The 21,281-nt window shown below is 74.9% G+C and carries 16 protein-coding genes; 12 read left to right on the plus strand and 4 right to left on the minus strand.

The features are described from left to right. Nucleotides 1–173: 173 nt before the first annotated feature. From asnB to ACIGG8_RS07830, 10 genes are all read left to right on the plus strand, one after another. On the plus strand, nt 174–2,066 hold the full coding sequence (asnB, locus tag ACIGG8_RS07785; RefSeq protein WP_396546332.1) for an asparagine synthase (glutamine-hydrolyzing): 1,893 nt from the start codon (nt 174–176) through the stop codon (nt 2,064–2,066). Further along, nucleotides 2,063–2,902: an aspartate/glutamate racemase family protein gene (locus ACIGG8_RS07790; protein WP_396546333.1), complete on the plus strand. Its 840-nt coding sequence runs from the start codon at nt 2,063–2,065 to the stop codon at nt 2,900–2,902. The genes asnB and ACIGG8_RS07790 overlap by 4 nt, the downstream gene beginning before the upstream one ends. Further along, nucleotides 2,899–4,635 (plus strand): AMP-binding protein, encoded by a 1,737-nt coding sequence (locus ACIGG8_RS07795; protein WP_396546334.1) that lies wholly within the window; start codon nt 2,899–2,901, stop codon nt 4,633–4,635. Before ACIGG8_RS07790 ends, ACIGG8_RS07795 begins: the two co-directional genes overlap by 4 nt. Next, a complete protein-coding gene (locus ACIGG8_RS07800; RefSeq protein WP_396546335.1) occupies nt 4,632–7,415 on the plus strand; it encodes an amino acid adenylation domain-containing protein in 2,784 nt (927 codons plus the stop codon). Before ACIGG8_RS07795 ends, ACIGG8_RS07800 begins: the two co-directional genes overlap by 4 nt. A 245-nt stretch (nt 7,416–7,660) precedes the next feature. Continuing rightward, the gene (locus tag ACIGG8_RS07805; protein WP_396546336.1) at nt 7,661–9,865 is read left to right on the plus strand and encodes an amino acid adenylation domain-containing protein; all 2,205 of its coding nucleotides are present in this window, start codon (nt 7,661–7,663) and stop codon (nt 9,863–9,865) included. Next, nucleotides 9,862–10,860, plus strand: a complete 999-nt coding sequence (locus ACIGG8_RS07810; RefSeq protein ID WP_396546337.1) for a TauD/TfdA family dioxygenase — start codon at nt 9,862–9,864, stop codon at nt 10,858–10,860. The genes ACIGG8_RS07805 and ACIGG8_RS07810 overlap by 4 nt, the downstream gene beginning before the upstream one ends. Continuing rightward, nucleotides 10,857–12,488 carry a condensation domain-containing protein gene (locus tag ACIGG8_RS07815; protein ID WP_396546338.1) on the plus strand — a complete coding sequence of 544 codons (1,632 nt, stop codon included), beginning with the start codon at nt 10,857–10,859 and terminating at the stop codon, nt 12,486–12,488. Before ACIGG8_RS07810 ends, ACIGG8_RS07815 begins: the two co-directional genes overlap by 4 nt. Next, nucleotides 12,479–14,110: an argininosuccinate lyase gene (locus ACIGG8_RS07820; protein ID WP_396546339.1), complete on the plus strand. Its 1,632-nt coding sequence runs from the start codon at nt 12,479–12,481 to the stop codon at nt 14,108–14,110. The genes ACIGG8_RS07815 and ACIGG8_RS07820 overlap by 10 nt, the downstream gene beginning before the upstream one ends. Continuing rightward, a complete protein-coding gene (locus tag ACIGG8_RS07825; RefSeq protein ID WP_396546340.1) occupies nt 14,107–15,015 on the plus strand; it encodes a kinase in 909 nt (302 codons plus the stop codon). Before ACIGG8_RS07820 ends, ACIGG8_RS07825 begins: the two co-directional genes overlap by 4 nt. Nucleotides 15,016–15,049: 34 nt before the next feature. Beyond that, complete coding sequence (locus ACIGG8_RS07830) at nt 15,050–17,290, plus strand: pyridoxal-phosphate dependent enzyme (RefSeq protein WP_396546341.1); 2,241 nt, start codon at nt 15,050–15,052, stop codon at nt 17,288–17,290. 83 nt (nt 17,291–17,373) lie between these two features. On the opposite strand, the gene ACIGG8_RS07835 is transcribed toward ACIGG8_RS07830, so the two are convergent. From ACIGG8_RS07835 to ACIGG8_RS07850, 4 genes are all read right to left on the minus strand, one after another. Next, nucleotides 17,374–18,165, minus strand: a complete 792-nt coding sequence (locus ACIGG8_RS07835) for a thioesterase II family protein (RefSeq protein WP_396546342.1) — start codon at nt 18,163–18,165, stop codon at nt 17,374–17,376. Continuing rightward, nucleotides 18,165–18,809: a response regulator transcription factor gene (locus tag ACIGG8_RS07840; RefSeq protein ID WP_350522706.1), complete on the minus strand. Its 645-nt coding sequence runs from the start codon at nt 18,807–18,809 to the stop codon at nt 18,165–18,167. Before ACIGG8_RS07840 ends, ACIGG8_RS07835 begins: the two co-directional genes overlap by 1 nt. A 149-nt stretch (nt 18,810–18,958) precedes the next feature. Then, the gene (locus tag ACIGG8_RS07845) at nt 18,959–19,171 is read right to left on the minus strand and encodes a response regulator transcription factor (protein WP_396546343.1); all 213 of its coding nucleotides are present in this window, start codon (nt 19,169–19,171) and stop codon (nt 18,959–18,961) included. Nucleotides 19,172–19,176: 5 nt separating this feature from the next. Then, nucleotides 19,177–19,377, minus strand: a complete 201-nt coding sequence (locus tag ACIGG8_RS07850) for a hypothetical protein (protein ID WP_396546344.1) — start codon at nt 19,375–19,377, stop codon at nt 19,177–19,179. A gap of 159 nt (nt 19,378–19,536) precedes the next feature. On the opposite strand from ACIGG8_RS07850, the gene ACIGG8_RS07855 reads away from it, so the two are divergent. Then, on the plus strand, nt 19,537–20,550 hold the full coding sequence (locus ACIGG8_RS07855; protein WP_396546345.1) for a helix-turn-helix domain-containing protein: 1,014 nt from the start codon (nt 19,537–19,539) through the stop codon (nt 20,548–20,550). An 88-nt stretch (nt 20,551–20,638) separates the two neighbouring features. Further along, the gene (locus tag ACIGG8_RS07860; RefSeq protein WP_396546346.1) at nt 20,639–21,067 is read left to right on the plus strand and encodes a hypothetical protein; all 429 of its coding nucleotides are present in this window, start codon (nt 20,639–20,641) and stop codon (nt 21,065–21,067) included. Nucleotides 21,068–21,281 lie beyond the last annotated feature (214 nt).

The raw sequence follows: 21,281 nt of genomic DNA on the forward strand, positions 1-21,281 counted from the left end.
GGTCGGGACCTGACCTGTACTTCGGTACGGCCGGAATTCCGGTCGAAAGGACGAGCGGTGAAGCGTTGACCCGTGCGCGACGCCGCTCCTAATGTGACCGGCGGACATATCGAAGGAGCAGCGGATTCCGTCAGGATTCGCGTGAGCGACCGGGTGATAGGAGCCTGAGCTCGATGTGCGGAATAGCCGGGGTTTACGGACTCGACGACCCGGCCGGCCTGGACCCCGACGTCCTGACGGCCATGACCGACGCGCTGGTGCACCGGGGCCCAGACGCGCACGCCACCTGTGAGACCGGCGCGTTCACCGCCGGGTTCCGCCGGCTCTCGCTGGTCGACCTGGCCGGCGGAGGGCAGCCCCACGCCACCCCGGATTCCTCGGTCGTCTCGGTGTGCAACGGCGAGATATTCAACCACCGGAGCCTGCGGGAAGAACTCCGGCGAAAAGGCCACCGATTCCGTTCCGAATCGGACACGGAAGTGCTCGTCCACCTCTACGAGGAATACGGCACCGCACTCGTGGAACATCTGGACGGGCAGTTCGCCTTCGCCCTCCACGACCGGCGCGAAGACCGCCTGGTGCTCGCCCGCGACCATTGCGGAGTCCTTCCGCTGTTCTACACCGTGGTGGCCGGCCGGATCGTCTTCGCCTCGGAGATCAAGAGCATTCTCAAGCACCCGCTGGTGGAACGCCGGGTCGACCTGCGCGGGCTCGACCAGGTGCTCTCGCTGCCCGGACTGGTGAGCCCCCGGACGATGTTCGAGGGCATCCGCTCGCTGCGCCCCGGCGAACGGCTCGTCGCGGACCGCTCGGGGTACCGCACCGAGCGCTACTGGGACCTCGACTACCCGCTCTGGGACGACGGGGCGCGCCACCGGGACGCCGCCGCGCTCGCCGACCCGCGGGTGCTCGACGGCTACGCCGACCGGACCAGGGACCTGCTCGAAGCCGCCGTCCGCTCCCGCTCGGTCGCGGACGTCCCCGTCGGGATGTACCTCAGCGGCGGCCTCGACTCCAGCCTGATCGGCGGGCTCATGGCCGCCGAACGCCCCGACCACCCGTGGCCCAGCTACGCGGTGACCTTCCCCGGCAGCAGCATCGACGAGGCCCGCTACCAGCGGCTGGTGGCCGGCAAGATCGGCACCCGGCACCACGAGGTGCCGGTGGACGCCGCGGACACCGCCGGCCTGCTCACCGGCATGGTCCGGCACGCCGAGACCCCGGTGAAGGAGTCCTACAACGTCTGCTCGATGCTGCTGGCCCGCAAGGTGCGCGCCACCGGCACGGTCGCGGTGCTCAGCGGCGAGGGCGCCGACGAGCTGTTCGGCGGCTACCCGGGCTACCTTTTCGACACCGGGGGCCCGGGCCGCGGGCCCGGCGACCTCCTGGAGGAGCAGCTCGAACGCGAGGCCGCCCACCGGATGTGGGGCCTGGACCTGCGGTACGAGACCGACCAGCTCCCCGCCCACGACCTGCGCCGCCAGCTCTACAGCGGCCCGCTGGCCGAGGAGTTCGACGGCTTCTCGGTGACCGCCCAGCGCCTCGTCGACCCGGAGCGCCTGATCGGGCGCCACCCGCTGCACCAGCGCTCCTACCTCGACTTCCACCTGCGCCTCGCCGACCACCTGCTCGGCGACCACGGGGACCGGATGGCCATGGCCGGCTCCGTCGAGATGCGCTTCCCGTTCCTGGCCAGGGACGTCGTGCGGCACGCGACGGCGATCCCGCCGTCCCTGATGACGGCCGGCGGCCGGGAGAAGGCCGTGCTGCGCCGGGCGGCCGAGGGACTCGTGCCGCACGAGGTCCTGAACCGCCGCAAGTTCGGCTTCCGCAGCCAGACCAGCACCGAGCTGCTGCTGGCCGGCGACGAGTGGTTCAACGACCTGCTCTCGCCCGCCACCGTGCGCCGGCAGGGCTACTTCGACCCGGCCGTCGTCGCCGAGCTGATCCGCCGGCAGACGTCGGGGGCCCGCACCGTGCACCCGCACCTGGACACGGACTACCTGCTCGTCATCGCGACCTTCGCGATCTTCCTGGAGGAGTTCGGCCTGCCGTGCCTGGGATGATCCGAGAACGCGCCGCCGCGCACGAGGCGGGAGCGGTGCACCCGGCGGGACCGGTGCACCCGACGGGCGCCGTGCCCCAGCCGGGCGCGGGGCGGCCGATGCCGGCCGGCGCCCCCGCGGCCACCGCGGAGCCCGGCACCCGCCGGCCGCTGATCGGCGTGATCGGCGGAATGGGCCCGCTGGCCTCCACCGAACTGCTCAACACGGTGTACGGACTCGAACCGCCCGAGCACGAGCAGCTCGCCGCGCGGATCCTGCTGTGGTCCGACCCGGCCGTGGCCGACCGGACCACGGCCATCCGGTCCGGGACGGTCGACCTCGTCCGCACAGCGCTGGAGGACTCCGTCGACCGCCTGCTCACCGCCGGCGCCGACCGCGTCGTGGTGGCCTGCATCACCGCGCACCCCGCGATCCGGCTGCTGCCGGAGCGGCTGCGCTCCCGCTGCGTCTCCCTGGTCGACCTGGTCTTCGAGCAGCTCGCCCAACGCCCCGGCCGGCACCTGGTGCTGTGCACCCGGGGCAGCGTCCTCGCCGGGGTCTTCACCGACCACGAGCGCTGGCCCGAGTTCGCGCACCGCCTGGTCCTGCCCGACGAGGAGGACCAGGAACAGCTGCACGAGCACATCTACCGGCTCAAGCGCAACGCCGACCGGCTCCCGACGATCGACTTCGTCCGCGCGCTGCTGCCCGCGTACGGGGCCGCCGCGTTCGTCGCCGGCTGCACCGAACTGCACCTGGTGACCAGGGCGATCGAGGACCGCGGGCTGACCCGGCAGCTGCCCAGCATCGACCCGATGACCGTCATCGCACAGCGAATCAGGGATGGAGCACTATGACAACGCCGACGGTTCTGCGGCGATGGGCGGACAGCCTGGCCCGCAACAGCTCCCACTGCGCCGTCAAGTCCGGTACCAGAGAAGTGGGTTACCGGGAGCTCGCGGGCCGGGTGGCCGGCTACCAGGCCGCGTTCGAGCAGATCGGCCGGCCCGCCGACCCCGTCCTGGTCTCCTGCGCCGACCCGGTCGAGGTGATCGCCGCCCTCCTCGGCTGCACGGCCGCCGGCCGCACCTTCGCCCCGGTCGACCCCCGCCTGCCCGCCGCCGTGCTCGACGGCGTGCTCGCCGCCCTCCGGCCGGGCGCGGTCGTCGCCGACGCCGCCGGGCGCGCGGCGCTCGCGGGGCGCGAACTGCCCGGCGGCGCCGGGTCCGTCCGCCCCGAGACGCTGGAGCCCCGCGAGTGGTCCGCCGAAGCCTGGCGGCAGGCCGCCCCGGAGGACCGCGGATACGTCTACTTCACCTCCGGGACGACCGGGAGCCCGAAGGGCATCCGCGGCAGCCTCCGGGCCGTCCACCACTTCGTCGACTGGGAGATCGCCGAGTTCGGGATCGGCGAGGGCACCAGGGTCTCCCAGCTGACCTCCCCCGGCTTCGACGCGTTCCTGCGCGACGCCCTCACCCCGCTGTGCGCGGGCGGCACCGTCTGCGTCAACCCGGCCGCCGAGACGCCGGTCGGCGACGGCCTCGCCCGCTGGCTCACCGAGAACGAGGTCGAGGTCCTGCACTGCGTGCCGACCCTCTTCCGCACGCTGCGCTCCGCCGCCCTGACCCCCGACTCCCTCCCGGCCCTGCGGGCCGTGCTGCTCGCCGGCGAGCAGCTCCACCCCGCGGACGTCGCGTGGTGGCGCGGCCTGTTCGGCGGCGGCAAGGAGCTGGTCAACCTGTACGGGCCGTCCGAGACGACCATGACGAAGCTCTTCCACCGGACGACCGAGGACGACGCCCGGGCCCGGCTGGTGCCGGTCGGCCGGCCGCTGCCGGGCGTGGCGGCCCGGGTGCTGACCGGGCCCGGCGACCCGCCGGACGCGCTCGGCGAGGTGGAGCTGGAGGTCCCGTACCCGCTCCTCGGGTACCTCGGCGCCGACGAGTGGCCCGGCACCGCCACCACCTACCGCACCGGCGACCTCGGCCGGTTCCGCCCCGACGGGGCGCTGGAGCTGTACGGCCGGCGCGACCAGCAGGTCAAGGTCCACGGCGTGCGCATCGACCTCGGCGGGGTCGAGAACGCCCTGCGCAGCCACCCCGGGGTGCAGGACGCGTGCGCGGCGGCGGTCACCGAGGACGTGTCGACCGCCCTGGTCGCCTACGTGGTGGCCCCGGACGTCCCCGACGCCGAACTGCGCGCGCACGCCGCGCAGCGGCTCGCACCCGGCCAGGTGCCCTCGGTGTTCGTCCGCATGGCGGCGATCCCCCGCACGCTCAACGGCAAGGTGGAGCGCCGCTCCCTGCCGCGGGTCCCGCTGCAGCGGACGGCGGAGGCGACGGAACCGCCGCAGGGGCCCGAGGAGACCCGGATCGCCGCGATCTGGAGCGAGATCCTCGGCCTGGCGGGCGTCAACCGCGACGACGACTTCACCCTGCTCGGCGGCGACTCCCTGGCGATCGCGCGGCTGATGGACCGGGTCCGCTACGAGTACCGGGTGGACCTCCCGCTGCGCGCCTTCCTCCAGGACCCGACCGTCGCCGGGCTCGCCGCGGCCGTGACGGACCGCACCGCGCGGAGCGGGGCGTGAGCGCCCCCGCGGCGGCGCCGCCCGCGAACGCCGTGCTCCGCGCCCGCCTGACGGGGGAGCTGGACGTCACCGCGCTGTCGGCCGCCGTCGAGGACCTCGTGGCCGCGCGTCCGGAACTCGCAGCGGCGGGGGAGCGGCCGGGCCGGGTCCGGCTGCGCGTCATCGACCTCTCGCGGTCCGCCGGGGAGCAGCAGCGGCGCGTCCTCGCCGACCTGGCGGCCGACGAGGCCACCCGGCCGGTCGGCGCCGCCGGGCGCCCCCGGCTGCGGGCCTGCCTCGCCGGGCTGGGCGCCGGGGCGTACGAACTCCTGCTCGCACTGGACCGGGAGCGGGCCGACGCGTGGTCCGTCGCGGGGCTGACCCGGGACCTCGGCGCGGCCTACCGCGCGCGGACGCCGGACGCACCGGCGCCGCCGCCCGCGGCCGGGGCCGGGGCCGTGCCGGGTGCCGGGCCGTCGGATGCCCGGCCGGCGGGTGTCCGGACGGTGGGTGACTGGTCGCCGGGTGCCTGGCTGTCGGGTGAGCGGGCGTCCCGTACGGTGCCCGGGCAGCCCGGCGGCGCCACGGCCGAGCGGGTCCTCGCTGCCTTCGCCACGGTGCTCGGCAGGTACGCCGGGACGGACGAGGCCGTGGTGACGGTGCTGGACGAGGCCGTGGTGGCGGTGCTGGATGCGGGCGTGGTGGCGGTGCCGGTTCTTCCGGCCGAGGCCTTGGTGCCGGTGCCGGTGCCGGTGCCGGAGGTGGCCGTGGTGCCGGACGGGCCCGCGGGGACCGCCCCGGACGGCCCGGCGGCCCGGGTGATCCGGCTGGACCTCCCGGGTGACCTGACGTTCGCCCGGCTGGGCGCCGCCGTGCGGACGGCACCGCAGGCCGGCGCGGACGGACCGGCCTTCCCGATCCGCGCCGTGTTCACGCCGCACGGCCTCCCGGCGGCGGCCCTGGACCTGCCGGGCATCGCCGCCGAGGTGACCGTCGACGCCCCGCCCCACCCGGAGGGCCGGCTGACCCTGGCCCTGACCGGGCCGGACGAGTTCACCGTCGTCCTCACCGGCGCGCTGCCGGGCCGGGTGACCGCCGCGGGCTTCGCGGACCACGTCGTCCGGGCGGTGCGGTTCGGGCTCGCCACCCCCGACCGGCCGCTGGCCGAGCTCGACCTCTCCGGCCGCCCCGCCCCGTACCCGGCACCCGCCCCCGCCACCGCCCGGCCGTACCGCGACCACCTGGCCTTCCTGGACGAGGAGTTCACGGCCCGGGTGCGGGAGGCCCCCGAGGCGGTCGCGGTGCGCTCCGACGAGGGCACGCTCGACTACCGGGGGCTCGACCGGTGGAGCCACCGGATCGCCCGCGTCCTCGCTGCCCACGGCGCCTGCCCCGGGCAGGTGGTGGCGCTGCTGCCGGGCGGCGGCGCGGCACAGATCGCGGCCGTCCTCGGCGCGACGCGCACCGGTGCGACCTTCACCTGCCTGAACCCCGCCGACCCGGACGCCCGCCTGCGCGACATCCTGGCCGGCACCGGGGCGGTCTGCGTGCTGGCCGACCCGGCCGCCGCCGCGGCGCACCCCGCGCTGCTCGGGCCGGACGGCCGGTTCGCGGGCCTGCCGGTGCTCCCGCTGGAGCCCGTCCCGGGGGACGACCCGCCGGGCGGGCACGGCGGCTTCCCGGCCCCGCCGGTCGCCGACCACCCGCTGTGCATCGTGCACACCTCGGGGAGCACCGGCACGCCCAAGGGGATCGCGCTGTCGCGGGCCGCATTCGCGCAGTTCGCCGAGTGGCAGCGGGAGCGGTTCGGGATCGGGCCGGGCAGCCGGGTCGCCCAGTGGGCGCCGCTCACCTACGACGCCGCGTACACCGAGGTGTTCGCGGCACTCACCGCCGGCGCCGAGCTCTGCCTGCCGCCCGCCGCCGCCCGGCGCGACCCGGTCGCGGTGGTGCGCTGGCTGCGGCAGGAGCGGATCGGGCAGATCCAGACCGTGCCGTCGTTCTTCCGGCTGCTCACCGAGGCGCTGGACGCGCAGGGCGGTGAACTGCCGGACCTGCGGCACGTCCTGATCGCCGGTGAGGTGTTCCCGGTGGACCTGGCGGAGGCCTGGGCGCACCGGGCGGTGCGGCCGGGCCTGCACAACCTGTACGGGCCCACCGAGTGCATCCTCGCCACCCACCACGAACTGCCCCCGGGCGGCGCGCACCCGGCGGGCGTGCCGATCGGCGGGGCGATCCCGGGCCGGGAGGTGCTCGTCCTCGACGGCCTCGGCCGGCCGTGCCCGGTCGGGGTGCCCGGCGAGATCCACCTGCGCAGCCCGTTCCTGGCCGGCTCCTACCACCGCCGGCCCGCCGAGACGGCCGCGGCGTACCTGCCCGACCCCTGGCGGCCGGGCCGGACGCTGTACCGCACCGGCGATCGCGGGTACTGGCGGGCCGACGGCACCCTGGCGTTCACCGGCCGGACCGGCAACCAGGTGAAGATCCGCGGGAACCGGGTCGAACTGGACGAGGTCGAGGCGGTGCTGGAGCAGCAGGCCGGCGTGCGGGAGGCCGCCGCGGCCGTCCGCACCACCGCGTCCGGTGACCCCTGCCTGGTGGGTTACGTGGTGGCCGACCCCGGCGTCTCCGGCGAGGCGCTGCGGCGGCTCGTCGCGGCGCGGCTGCCCGCCCCCGCGGTGCCCGACCTGATCGCGGTGCTGGCCGACCTGCCGCGCACCGCCACCAACAAACGCGATCGTGCGCGGCTGCCCTGGCCCCTGCCGGGACGACGGAGCGGCCCGGAAGGTGACGGGGCCTGACACCCTCCCCGCCCTGGAGGACCCCTCGGCCCCTCGGCTCTGCAGCCCCGCTGGCCCGCTGGCCCGCAGCCGAGCCGCTGCGCCCGGGCGGGTCGTGGCCGCCGGTGCTGCGGTCGGACATGACCTTCCGTCACTCCGTACTGCCTTGACGGCAGCCCGATCACCCCCCTGACCCCCCTGACCCGCTCCGCGGGCAATCCGATTCCTCCCCGGCCCACGGGCCGGGGCCCCCTTGGAGGCATCCGATGAAGAACGCCGAAGCGGCGATCGCGGCCCTGGCGGCCGAGACCGGGGTCGGCCCGGACACGGTGCGGCTGGCCGCGTCGTTCAAGGTGGCGGCGGTGCTCACCGGCTCCGACGCGCTCGGCGACGACGGCCGGAGCTGGCGCGAGCTGGTCGCCCGGGTCGCCACCTCGGAGGGGCGGGCCGAGGCCGAGCGGGTCCGGCAGGAGGCCGCCGCCCAGGGGCACGTCGGCCCGGACCGGGCCGAGGGCTACGTCCGGACGGTCCTGGAGCGGATGACCGGCTCCCCGGACGAGGCGCACGACGAGCACGGCCTGGTCGCCGGGGAGGAGCTCGCGGCCACGCTCGCGGCCTCCGCCGGTCCGGTCCGGGCGCTGCCGGACCGCCGGTTCCACGAGCTGTTCGAGGAGCGGGTGCGCCGGCACCCCGACGCGGTCGCCGCGGTGCAGGCCGGGCGGAGCTGGACGTACGCGGAGCTGAACCGCCGCGCCAACCGGATCGCCCGGTCGCTGCGCCGGCAGGGGCTGGCCGACGAGGACGTGGTGGCCGTGGTGGCCGAGCGTTCGCTGGAGTGGATGGCCGCGGTGATCGCGGTCTTCAAGGCGGGCGGCTGCTACCTCCCGCTGGACCCGGCCTTCCCGGCCGAGCGGATCTCCGTCGTGCTGGAGCGCAGCGGCTGCCGCCGGGTCCTGGCGGACCCGGGGCTGGCCCAGCTCGACGAGGCGGTGCGCGGGCGCGGGCGCGGGCGCGGTGGCGAGGTGACCGTCTCGGTGCTGACCGAGATGCCGACCGAGGTGCCGGCGGAGGTTGCGGCGCCCGAGTCCGACGAGGACCTCGGACTGGCCGTCCGCGCCGACCAGTTGGCGTACATCTACTTCACCTCGGGCTCGACCGGTGAGCCCAAGGGCGCGATGTGCGAACACGCCGGCTTCCTCAACCACCTCTACGCCAAGATCGAGGACCTGGGCGTCCGCGAGGGCGACGTCATCGCCCAGACCGCCCCGCAGTGCTTCGACATCTCGCTGTGGCAGCTGGTCTGCGCACTGCTGGTCGGCGGCCGGACGGAGATCATCGGACAGGAAACCGTCACCGACGTCCGCCGGTTCGTGGAGACCGTCACCCGCGCGGGCGTCCAGGTGGCCCAACTGGTGCCCTCCTACCTGGACCTGGTGCTGGAGACCCTCCAGGACGACCGCCTCGGCCTGCCGTCCCTGCGCTGCCTCGCGGTGACCGGCGAGGCGCTCAAGGCCGAACTGGTGCACCGCTGGTTCGCCGCCTTCCCCGGCATCCCGCTCGTCAACTGCTACGGCACGACCGAGGTTTCGGACGACACCAACCACGGCGTGCTGCGCCGCCCGCCGGTCGGCCGGGCCGTCCCGCTCGGCCCGCCGACCCGCAACGTCCGGGTGTACGTGGTGGACGAGCGGCTGCGGATGGTCCCCGACGGGGCGCCGGGGGAGATCGTCTTCGCGGGGGTGTGCGTCGGCCGCGGGTACGTCAACGACGCCGCCCGGACGGACGCCGCGTACCGGCCGGACCCGTACCGGTCGGGCGAACGGCTCTACCGCTCCGGAGACTTCGGCCGCCGGCTGCCCTCCGGCGAGTTCGAGTACCTCGGCCGCCGGGACTCCCAGGTGAAGGTGAGCGGGTTCCGGATCGAGATCGGCGAGATCGAGAACCGCCTGCTGCAGGTCCCCGGTGTCCGGGACGGCGCCGTGGTGATCGCGGGTTCGGCCGAGGACCCGCAACTGGTCGGCTTCTACAGCGGCGCCGCCGCCCCGGAGCCCGGGGCCGTGGACCGGGCCCTGGCCGCCGTGCTGCCGCACTACATGGTGCCCGGCCGGCTGCACCGCCTCGCCCGGCTGCCGCTGTCCGCGAACGGCAAGATCGACAAGAAGGCGCTGACCGCCGAGGCCCGGGCCCAGGGCCGGCCGGCCGCCGACGGCGACGTGGTGCTCCCGGAGACCGACACCGAGCGGCGGGTCGCCCGGCTGTGGGCCGAACTGCTCGACGTCCCGCTCGACCAGGTCGGCCGCGGCTCCCGCTTCGTCGAGCTCGGCGGCACCTCGCTCGCCGCGATCCGGCTGGCGATCGCCCTGGACCGCGCGGTGACGGTCGGCGAGCTGAAGGCCACCCCGACCGTCGCCGAGGTGGCCGGACTCCTCGACCGCAAGGCGGCCGGCCGGAGCACGGAGGCGCGGCGATGACCCCTGCCACCCGCAGCGCGCCGGGCCTGCACGTGCTGGCAGCCGCCCCCGGCCCGCAGTGGGCCGCCGAGCACCGCGAGGAGGTCCTCGCCGAGGTCGAGGCGTCCGGGGCCGTCCTGCTCCGCGGCCTGGGCGTCGCCTCCGCCGCCGACCTCGCGGCCGTCACCGCCGCGCTCGGCGTCGAGCCGATGGCCGAACGGGAGGGGTTCGCGCCCCGCGACCGCCACGGCGACACGGTCTACTCGGCCTCGCACTGGCCCGCGGACGCCCCGATGTGCATGCACCACGAGCAGAGCTACGCCGCCGAGGTCCCCGGACTGCTGGTGTTCGGGTGCCTGACCGCCCCGGAGCGCGGCGGCCGGACCATGCTCGCCGACTCCCAGCAGGTGCTGCGCAGCCTGCCCCGGGACCTGGTCGAGCCGTTCCGCCGGCACGGCTGGCTGCTGCTGCGGACCTACCAGGACGTCGGCGTGCCCTGGACGGACGCCTTCGGCACCGACGACCGGGCCCTGGTCGACGCCTACTGCGCGGCCGAGGGCATCCGGCACGAGTGGTACGAGGACGGCCGGCTGCGCACCGTGCAGCGCCGGGCCGCGGTCGTCGCCCACCCCCAGACCGGCGCGCCCGGCTGGTTCAACCAGATCGCCTTCCTCAACGAACTGACCATGGACCCGGCGATCCGCGAGTACCTGCTCGACCAGTACGGGCCGGCCGGCCTGCCGTTCACCACCGCCCACGGCGACACCACCCCGATCGACGCCGACACCGTCGAGACCGTCAACGCGGTCTACGACGCTGCCGCCTTCGGCGAGTCCTGGCAGGACGGCGACGTCCTGGTCGTCGACAACATCCGGATGGCCCACAGCCGGGAGCCCTACGAGGGCCGCCGGGAGGTCGCCGTCGTGCTCGGCGATCCCGTCCGCCTCGCCGACCACGTCCTGGACGGCCCCGTCCGTGCCGCCGACCACCTCCGGCCCGGCGGTGGGGCCGGATGACCGCCGCCTCCTTCGCACAGGAACGCGCCTGGCTGGCCAGCCGGTTCGCCGCCGACACCGCGCTGTACCACGTCGCGGACCAGTGGCCGCTGCACGGGGACGTCTCCGAGGCGCAGATCCGGGCGGCACTGGCCGCCGTGGTGGACCGGCACGAGGCGCTGCGCACCGGGTTCCGGGTCGTGGACGGCGCGCTGACCGCGGTCGTCCGCGACCGCGTCGACCTCGACCTGGAGGTCGTCGACCTGTCCGGCCGCACCGAGGAGGAGCAGCGCGACGACCGTGCCGCCCTCGCCGACCGGCTGAAGCACACCGCCTTCGACCTCTCCCGCGCACCGCTGTGGCGCGCGGGCCTGGTCGGACTCGGCGCCGGGCGCTGGCGGTTGCTGTTCGTCGCCCACCACGCGGTCTGCGACGCCCCGTCACTGTTCAACCTCCACGCCGAGATCACCGAGTTCTGCGCGGCGTCCGAACAGGACCGGCCGCCGCGCGTCCCCCGACTCCCGCTCTCCTACGGCGACTACGCGCGGCAGCAGCGCGAACGGCTCGGCGGGGCCAGGGCCGCCGAGCTGGCCGACTACTGGCGGGCACAGCTCGCCGGTCTGCCGGCCGCGCACGGCCTCCCGTTGGACCGGCCGCGGCCGGCCCGGCGGTCCTTCGCCGGCGCGGAACTCCGGGCCGAGCTCCCGGCCGGCACCGCGTCCGCGCTCGCGGAGGCCGCCCGCCGGTACGGGGTCACGTCGTTCGAGCTGCTGCTCGCCGGGTACGCGGCCCTGCTCCACCGGCGCTCCGGCCGGGACGACGTCGTCCTCGGGGTGCCGCTGTCCGGCCGGGACCGCCCCGAACTGCTGCCCCTCGTCGGCACCTTCGTGAACATGGTGGTGCTCCGGGTGGACGCCTCGGGCGACCCGTCGTACGCCGGGCTCGTCGAACGCGTCCGGGCGGTCTGGCGGGCGGCCCGCGACCACCAGGAGCTGCCGTTCCAGACCGTGGTCGAGCAGCTCGCACCGCAGCGCGGACCCGGCCTGCCCCCGCTCTACCAGCTGGCGTTCAACGTCACCGCGGCCGAGGGCTTCGGGCCCCCGTCCACCGCGGCCGAGGACGACCTGCTGCTGGAGGTGTCCGGCACCACGGCCCGCATCGAGTACGACACCGCCCTGTTCGGACGGGAGACCGCCGCAGGGCTGCTCGCCGACTACGCGGCGGTGCTCACGGCGGCCCTCGCCGACCCGGCGACACCGCTGTCCCGGCTCCCGGCCGGCCCGTGGCCCGGGCCGGGCGACACCCCGGCCCCGCGGCCCGGCCACGTTCCGCCGCGCACCGCCGCCGAGGAACTGGTCGCCCGCGCCTGGGCCGACGTCCTCGGCGTCGACGAGGTGGGCGTCGACGACGACTTCTTCGCCGTCGGCGGCCACTCGCTGCAGGCGCTGCGCCTGCTCGCCCGGCTGTCGTCCGACCACCGCGTCGAGACCACCGCCGACGCCTTCTTCTCGCACCCGACCGTCGCACGGCTGGCCGCCGAGCTGGAGCGGCAGACCGCCGGGCCGGAGCGGCACAGCGCCGGGCCTGAGCGGCACAGCGCGACGCGCCGGGAGGACCGGACCGACCCCGAAGGAGAGACATGGCAGTGACCGGCCGGATCGACGGCGTGCCCAGCGAGGTCTGGGACGAGGAGGTGCTGGCCCCGCAGTTCGGCTACGAGGCCCAGGCCCTGCTGCCGCACTACGTGTCCATCGAGAAGGTGCTGCTGCTGGAGTACCGCAGGATGGGCCTGGTCGACCCGCACGGGGCGGCCGCGATCGCCGAAAGGCTCGACGAGCTGACCCCCGAGCTGATCCGGGCGGACCCGCGGGACAACATGTCGGACATCTTCTTCGCCATGGAACGCCACGTGGCCCGCGGCGGCACCGCCCCGTTCGCGGCCTGGCACGTGGACCGCAGCCGCAACGACTTCCAGGCCTGCGGCCAGCTGCTGTCCTGCCGCGAGAACGTCCGTGCCCTCGCCGGGGACCTCGTCGCCCTGGGGCGCACGGCGGCGGCGCGCGCCGCCGAACTGCCGGACAGCCCGATGCCCGGATACACCCACGCGCAGGCCGCGCAGACCATCACACCCGCCTTCTACCTCTCGGCCCTCTCCGAGGAGACCCTCGCCGCGGCCCGGCGGCTGCTGACCACCTACGACGGGATCGACCGCTCGCCCCTCGGCGCGGGCAGCATGGCCGGCCAGGAACTGCCCTGGGACCGCGACCGGATGGCCGGCCTGCTGGGCTTCCGGGAGCCGCAGCCGCACGCCCTCGTGTCGGTGGCCTCCCGGTCCTGGGCCCTCGCGGTCACGTCCGAGCTGTCGAACTTCGCGGTGCTCCTCAGCCGCTTCACCACCGACCTGATGACGTGGAGCGGCGCCGGGTTCGGGTTCGTGGACTTCCCCGACGCGCTGGCCGGGATCTCGGCCGCGATGCCGCAGAAGCGCAACTTCCCGGTCCTGGAACGGATCCGGGGCCGCTGCTCGCACGTCGTCGGCTGCGCGACCCAGCTCGCCTTCGCCCAGCACGGCACCCCGTACGCCAACAGCGTCGAGGTGTCCAAGGAGGCCGGGCGGCACCTCCCGGCCCAGTTCGCCGCGCTGCGCTCGGCCCTGCGGCTGGCCCACACCGCCCTCGCCACCGCCACCTTCCGGACCGACCGCATGCGCGAGGCCTGCGAGGGGGACTTCCTCGGCGCCTTCACCCTGGCGAACCTGCTGACCCTTGAGGCCGGCGTGCCGTGGCGGACGGCGCAGGTGATCGCCGGAGCCTATGTCAGGGCCGCCATCGCCAAGGGCCTGCCCGCGGCCACCCCTGACGGCCCGCTGCTCGCGGCGATCGCCGAGGAGCACGGCCACCGGGTGCCCGAACCCGCCGAACTGCTGTCCGGCTCCCTCGACGCCGACAAGGCCGTCCGGGTCAAGCACTCCGCGGGCTCGACGCACCCCGACGCCGTGCGTGCCGTGCTCGCCGCGCAGGAACGCGCCTTCCGGGAGGTGTCCGAGCAGTGGCGGCTGCGCGGCGAGGCGGCGGGCGTCGCCGCGGCGCGCGTCGATGCCCTGCTGGCCGTCGAGGGCATCGGTGGGGAGTCCGCCGAGAGCATCGGTGGGGACACTGCCGAGGGCATCGGTGCGGGCAGTGCCGAGGGCGTCGGTGCGGGCAGTGCCGAGGGCATCGGTGGGAACAGTGCGGCCGGCACCGGCGAGGGCACCCCGGCGGGCGCCCCGTGACCGGCCCCAGCCTCATCACCCGCCGCCCGGGCGCGGACCTGCGCAGCGGCCGGGCCGACGCCTCCGGCACCTTCGGCGAACTGCTCCAGGGCCGGCTGCCGGACGGCACCGACTTCCTCGTCACCCTGCCGATCACGCTCCGCTCCCGGGCCTGGTTCCGCCACGACCCGGCCGGTCCGCTGCGGGTCTTCCCCGCGCACAAGACGAAGTCCCTGCGGCTGGCCGAGGCCATGCTGACCTCGCACCAGCCCGGTGGCGGCGGGACCCTGATCCTGGACAGCGACCTGCTCGTCGGCAAGGGACTGGCCAGCTCCTCGGCCGACCTGGTCGCCACCGCGCGCGCGGTCGGCGGCGCGCTGGGACTGGACACCGGTCCGGCCGCGGTGGAGCACTGGCTGCGCCCGATCGAGCCGACCGACGGGGTGATGCACCCGGGCGTCGTCGTCTTCGAGCACCGCGAGGTGCGGCTGCGCGAGACCCTCGGCGGCCTGGCGCCGGCCACCGTGGTGGCGGTGGACGAGGGCGGCCACCTGGACACCGTCGCCTTCAACAAGCGCCCCAAGCGCTACTCGCCTGCCGAGACCGCCGAGTTCACCGGACTGCTGGGCACCCTGACCGCGGCCGTGCGCGCCGGGGACCTCGCCGCCGTGGGCCGGGTGACCACCCGCAGTGCCGTCCTCAACCAGCGGTTCGCACCCAAGCGGCACCTGGACGCGATGCTGGCCATCGCGGGGCGGACCGGGGCACTCGGCGTGGTGTGCGCGCACAGCGGCACCATGCTGGGCCTGCTGTTCGACGACGCGGACCCGGACCGCGCCCGCAAGGTGGCCGAAGCGCACGCGGCCTGCGAGGCCCTGGGCGACGACACGTCGCTGTTCCGGACCCTCACCCAGCCCGCCCGGTAGCGGCGGATCCCACACCTCCCAAGGACGTGCACACATGCGGCAGGAATCGGTCATCGACGGCATCGGCCACACCCCGGCGGTGCGGCTGCGGGTGGACGCCCCCGAGGGCGTCGAGGTCTTCGCCAAACTGGAGATGCAGAACCTCTTCGCGATGAAGGACCGGGTGGCCCGGCAGGTGATCCTCGAAGCCCGGCGCACCGGCGCGCTCGCCGAGGGCGGGCCGATCGTGGAGAGCTCCTCGGGCACGATGGCGCTCGGGGTGGCCCTGGTCGGCACCTACCTCGGCCACCCCGTGCACATCGTCACGGACCCGCGCATCGACCCCGTCACCCTGGCCAAGCTGCGCACGCTGGGCTGCGAGGTCCACGTCGTGTCGGCGATGACCGGTCAGGGCTGGCAGAGCGCCCGGCTGGAGCGGCTGGCCGAGCTGATGGCCGGTCTGCCCGGCGCGTTCTGGCCGCAGCAGTACAGCAACCCGCAGAACCCGGCGGCGTACCGCGGCCTGGCCGACGAACTGGTCGCCGACCTGGGCCCGGTGGACGTCGTGGTCGGGGCGGTGGGCAGCGGAGGCTCGCTCTGCGGGACGTCCAGGGCGCTGCTGGAGCGCCTGCCGGACGTCTCGGTGGTGGGCGTGGACTGCGTGGGCAGCGTGCTCTTCGGCCAGCCGGACCGCCCGACCCGCAGGCAGAGCGGACTCGGCAACAGCCTCATCCCGGAGAACATCGACTACCGGCTCCTCGACGAGGTGCACTGGCTGTCCGACGACGAGGCCTTCGACGCCACCCGCCGGCTCGCCCGGGAGCAGAAGATCTTCGGCGGGAACACCTCCGGCTCGGTCTACCGGATCCTCACCCACCTCGCGGCCCGCGCCGAGCCGGGCACCCGGCTGGTCGGGATCATGCCGGACCGCGGGGACCGGTACGTGGACACCGTCTACGCCGACGGCGCCGAGCTCGGCACCGTCTCCACCGCCCCGGAAGAGGTGGAGTACGGTGCCACCGTCTCCAGCTGGTCGTTCGCCCGGATACCCCGCCGGGACCGGAAGCTGCTGCTGTTCATCGAGTCCAACACCACCGGCACCGGGATGATCGCGTTGCGGACGGCCGTCCGGCTGGCCCTGGAACCGGTGCTGTTCACCAAGGACGCGGCCCGCTACCCGGAACTGCCCGGCACCGGCTGCCGGGTCGTGGTCTGCGACACCGACGACGAGGCCGCGCTGACCGGGGCCGTCGCCGCGGTCAGCGCCGGACGCCGGGTGGCGGGCGTCACGACGACCAGCGAGTTCTACCTGGAGCACACCGCGCGGGCGGCCGCGGCCCTGGGCACGCCCGGCAACCCGGTGGAGGCGATGACCCGCTGCCGCAACAAGGCGCTGACCCGCACGGCGCTGCACGAGGCCGGGGTGACCCAGCCCGGCTTCGCGATCGTCACGGACCCGGACCCGGACCGGGTCGCGGCCGCCGTCGCCGCGGTGGGGCTGCCCTGCGTGGTCAAGCCGGTCGGGGAGTCCGGCTCGCAGTCCGTGCTGTGGTGCGAGGACGCCGCGACCGCCGTCGCGCACGCCGTCGACCTGCTCGCCGTCACCCACAACGTGCGCGGCCAGCGGACCCCGGGCGCGGTGCTGGTCGAACAGTTCGTGGACGGGCCCGAGTTCAGCGCCGAGATGTTCGGCGTGGACGGCGAGGCCCGGTGCGTCGGCGTCACCCAGCGCACCGTCAGCCCGCTGCCGTACTTCGTCGAGACCGGTCACCTCTTCCCCGCCGACATCGACGACGCGCTGGCCGAGCGGATCGCCGACACGGCCCGGCAGGCGCTGAAGGCCGTCGGCTTCGAGCGCGGCCCGGCGCACGTCGAGCTCAGGCTGACCGCCGACGGCCCGGCCGTCATCGAGATCAACGGACGGCTGGCCGGCGGCATGATCCCGGAACTGATCCGCCCGGCCACCGGGATCGATCTGCTGGAGCAGCAGATCCGCGCCGCCGCCGGCCTGCCGCTGAACCTGTCGGCCGACCACGCACGCCGGGCCGGACTGCGGTTCCTGACCGCGCCGCGGCCGGGGCGGCTGACCGGCGTGGACGGGGTCCGGCAGGCCGAGCGGGTGCCGGGCGTGGAGCGCGTCCTGGTGAGCGGGACGCCGGGGCGCGAGGTCCGGCCGCCGCGGAGCGCCTACGACCGGCTGGGCCACGTCATCGCCGTCGGGTCGTCGCCGCAGGACGTCGGACGGGCGCTGGTCGAGGCGACCGGACTGATCGAGGTCGGCGTCGAGGAGGGGTGACGGGCGGCCGGGAGGCTCGACGAGCCGCCGAGGCGGGGACGGGGACGTGGAGGTGTGACGGGCCGACGGAATGCGGCGGTTCGTCACACCTCGCTCGGGGCCGGACGGTCGCCGGGGCGGTCGTGGAGGTCGGCGGCGACCCGGGCGAGCACGGCGTCCCTCTCCTCCCGCAGGAAGAAGTGGTCCCCGGGATGGACCTGGAGCGCGAAGGACGCCGAGGTGTGGTCGGCCCAGCCCGTGGTCAGCTCCGCCGGGACGATCCGGTCGTCCCGGCCGGCGAACGCCGTGATGGGGCAGGAGACCCGGCTCCGCGGCGACGCGTGCCACTGTTCCAGCAGGGTCAGGTCGGCCCGGATCACCGGCAGCATGATCTCCATCAGTTCGGCGTTGGCGAGGATCTCGGGAGGCGTACCGCCCATCGCGGACAGCTCCGCCGTGAGCGCGGCGTCCGGCAGGCCGTGCAGCGGCTTCGGCTCGGGGACCGAGGCCGGCAGGGCCCCGGACACGAACAGCCGGGCCGGCGGCGTCGCCCCGGGCCGCCGCTCCAGCTCTTCGGCCACCGCGTACGCGATCTTCGCGCCCATGCTGTGACCGAGGATCGCGAAGGGCCCGCTCTCCTGCCGGAGGACCTCCTCGCACAGCGCGTCCACCATGGCGGCCATGCCGCTCACCAGGGGATCGCGCAACCTGGTCCCGTGGCCCGGCAGTTCGACCGGGACGACCTCGACCGCGAGGTGCCGGGCCGCCTCCGTCCACGGGCGGAAGAAGTGCGCCGCCCCGCCGGCGAAGGGGAGGCAGTAGACGCGGGGCAGGCCCGTCGTCCCCTTGGTCCACGGCAGCCAACGGGCACCGTGGTCCTGGTTCTGTCGCAGCATCAGATGACACCGTTCTGGTGGGCGAACACGGCGGCCTGCAGACGGTCCCTGAGGCCGAGCTTCCTGAGCAGCTGGGAGACGTGGAACTTGACCGTCGACTGCACGATGCAGAGCCGCTTGGAGATCTCGGCGTTGGACATCCCGTTCGCCAGGAGCGCCAGGATCTCGCGTTCGCGGAAGGTGAGGAGGTTGAGACCGAGCGCGGGGAACAGCGCGGGCTGTTTGTCGCGGACCCAGCCCAGGAGCAGGGCCGCGATGTCGGGCGAGAGGAAGGAGTGGCCGGTGGCCATGGCTCTGATCGCCTGGGGGAAGTCCTCCACCAGGGTGTTCCGGGTGACGATCCCGGTCGCTCCCGCGAGGATGGACTCCAGGACGGCGTCGTCCTCGGCCGGTGCCATCAGCAGCGTACGGGGGGCCTCCCGGCTCGGCCCCAGGAGTTCGCGGACGAGATCGATCCCCGTCATGTCCGCGAGTTCGAAGTCGGCCACGACGACGGCGGGGTTCAGCTCCCGGGCCAGCGCGCTGGCGGTGCTCCCGTCCGCGGTCTCGCCGACCACCCGGATGTCCGGCTCGGCCACGAGGGCCGAGGAGAGTCCGCTGCGCATCAGCGGCTGGCCCGCACAAATCAGGATCGGTATTTCCATCGGTCTGTGACATCCCCCTTCTCCGGAGTGGTCCTCCCAGCACGCCCGGTACCCGCCGGTCCTGGCGTCGCCGCAGGGCGGGTCGCCGGCCGGCCGGACCTGTCCGACCCCCGTCGGGAGTGCTGAGCGGATTCGGACTGGATCGGCGATCAGCCCCTGTTGGGCCCGGCGGGCCCGACGGCGTCGACCCCGAGGGCGATGGCCAGCAACTGGGTGCGGCTGCTGGCCCCGCTCTTGGCCCGCATGTTGCGGACGTGGGTCTCGACGGTGTGGTGGCTCAGGTGCAGCAGGTGGGCGATCACCCGGGAGGTGCGGCCCTGTGCGAGGTGAACGAGGATCTCCCTCTCCCGCGTTGTGAACAAAGGGCTCAGCCTCCCCAGGAGGTGTCGTTGCAGCGGGTACTGGCCGGGCAGATGACGGTGGCGGACGGGGCGGGCCCGGCGCGATGGGTGGCAGCGGTCGCGCCGTCGCGGTGGTCGTGCCCCGGGACGGCGGCCGAGGCGGTCGGCGTCAGCCAGGCGGCGGCCGCGCCGAGCAGCGCCACGGTGGTGAGGATGGTGCGCTTCATGGGGATCTCCCGGGGTCGTTTGCATTCGCCCCATGGGGTGACGGGGCCATGGCTCCACTCTGGCGGGCACCGAAGATCGTCGACATGCTTGGAACCGTTCATCAACTTGCCTGGCAGCAAAGGGGTGTGGGGGTAAATATGGACAATTGCGATCGCGATGTGACAGAGCGTCGGGAGCGTCGGAGCGAAGCAGGGCTGGGGCGCGAACCCGACCTCTCCGTTTACGCATGGTTCGCGGAGAACCGGTACACCGGCGCCCACGATGCGGCGGTCGTGGCCCGGGCGACCGGACTGTCCCCGTCCGACGTGTCGGCGGCGGTCGGGCGGCTGCTCGACGCGGGACTGCTGGCGCCGGCCGGCGCCCGGCAGGAAGGCCTGCGGGTGGTGTCCCCCGACTCGGCCTTCTTCCGGCGCGCCGCGCCCGTCGAGGCGGAGATCCGCCGGCGCCAGGACGACATCGCCCGGATGCGCAGCCGGTTCGACGAGTTCGCCCCGCTCTTCCCGGACAGCCGGGAGTCCGGCGCGGGCATCGAGGTGATCCCCACCCTGGCGGAGGTGCGCTTCCTGCTCAACCGGCTGGGCGAGCAGTGCACCACCGAGGTGGTCTCCTGCCAGCCCGGCGGAGGCGCCCGGCTCCCCGAGGCGATGTCCGAGGCGCTGGTGCGCGACCGGGCGATGCTGGAGCGCGGCGTGCGCATCCGCACCCTCTACCACCACACCGCCCGCTTCAACGGCCCCAGCCAGGCCTACGTCGCCGCCGCTTCCGACCTGGGCGCCGAGTATCGCACCACGCACGAACTGGCCGGTCGGCTCATCATCATGGACCGCGAGACCGCCTTCCTCCCGGCGGCGGGCCCGGAGCTGGGAGCGGCGGTCGTCCGCGACCCGTCGACCGTCGCCTACCTCTACGAGATGTTCGAACTCACCTGGGGCCAGGCCACCCCGTTCCAGGAGTCGACCGGACGCGAGATGGAGGCCGTCGCCCGGGAACTGCACTCCACGATCCTGCGCCTGCTCGCCGACGGCCTGAAGGACGAGGCGATCGCCCGTCGGCTGGGCATGTCGCTGCGCACCGCGCGCCGTCACATCGCCGAGATCCTGGAGCAGCTCGGTGCGGACAGCCGCTTCCAGGCGGGCGTCGCCGCCAGTCGGGCGGGCCTGCTGGATACCTGAAAATCGTGATGCCGCGCGACACGCCGATGCACCATTCTTGACACTCCGACATCACTGTGGTGGACGGCACCGTCGAAGGAGACGACACGTGAACTGGGAACGTCTGAGCGAGCGCCCCGGGACGGATCCCTACCTCCAGGAGCTGGCGCTCTTCCTGGACGCCCACTTCGCCCGCACCTTCGGCCTGCTCTGGCCCGAGAACGACCCCGTCGTGCCCCGAGGCGCCGGCGGACCTCCGGACACGGCACTGGCCGGGTACGTCGCGGCCGGCCTCACGAGCCTGCTGGGCTGGAAGGTCGAGCACGCCACCGGCGCGCGACCACCCTCCGGCCACGTCCTGGTGATCCAGTCCGCCGGATCGAGCCGCTGGACGCTCCGGTCGCCGGGCACCCCCGCCGCCGAAGTCCCCACCCTGACTGGCGAGGCCCTGTACGTCCCGCCCGGCTACCGCTCCAGTGCCGTGCACAGCGACGACGCGAGGCACGTCGTCCTCGTGGTCACCGATCCGGGGGAGTAGCCGCCGGCGCCGGCTGCCGTGCCGCCGGACGACGGGCCGCCGGACGACGGGCCGGGCAGGACCGGGTCCGTCCGGGCCCGGGTGGTGCGGGCTCCCGGCCCGTGCGGGTTCCCGGTCCGCGAGGGCTCCCGGTCCGCGAGGGCTCCCGGCTCGTGGGGCGCCCGGTCAGGGAGGGACCGAGGCGGCGGCGGATCACCCGGACGGGCCGCCGCGG

This window comes from Kitasatospora sp. NPDC085464 (assembly GCF_044541955.1).
Taxonomy (GTDB): domain Bacteria; phylum Actinomycetota; class Actinomycetes; order Streptomycetales; family Streptomycetaceae; genus Kitasatospora.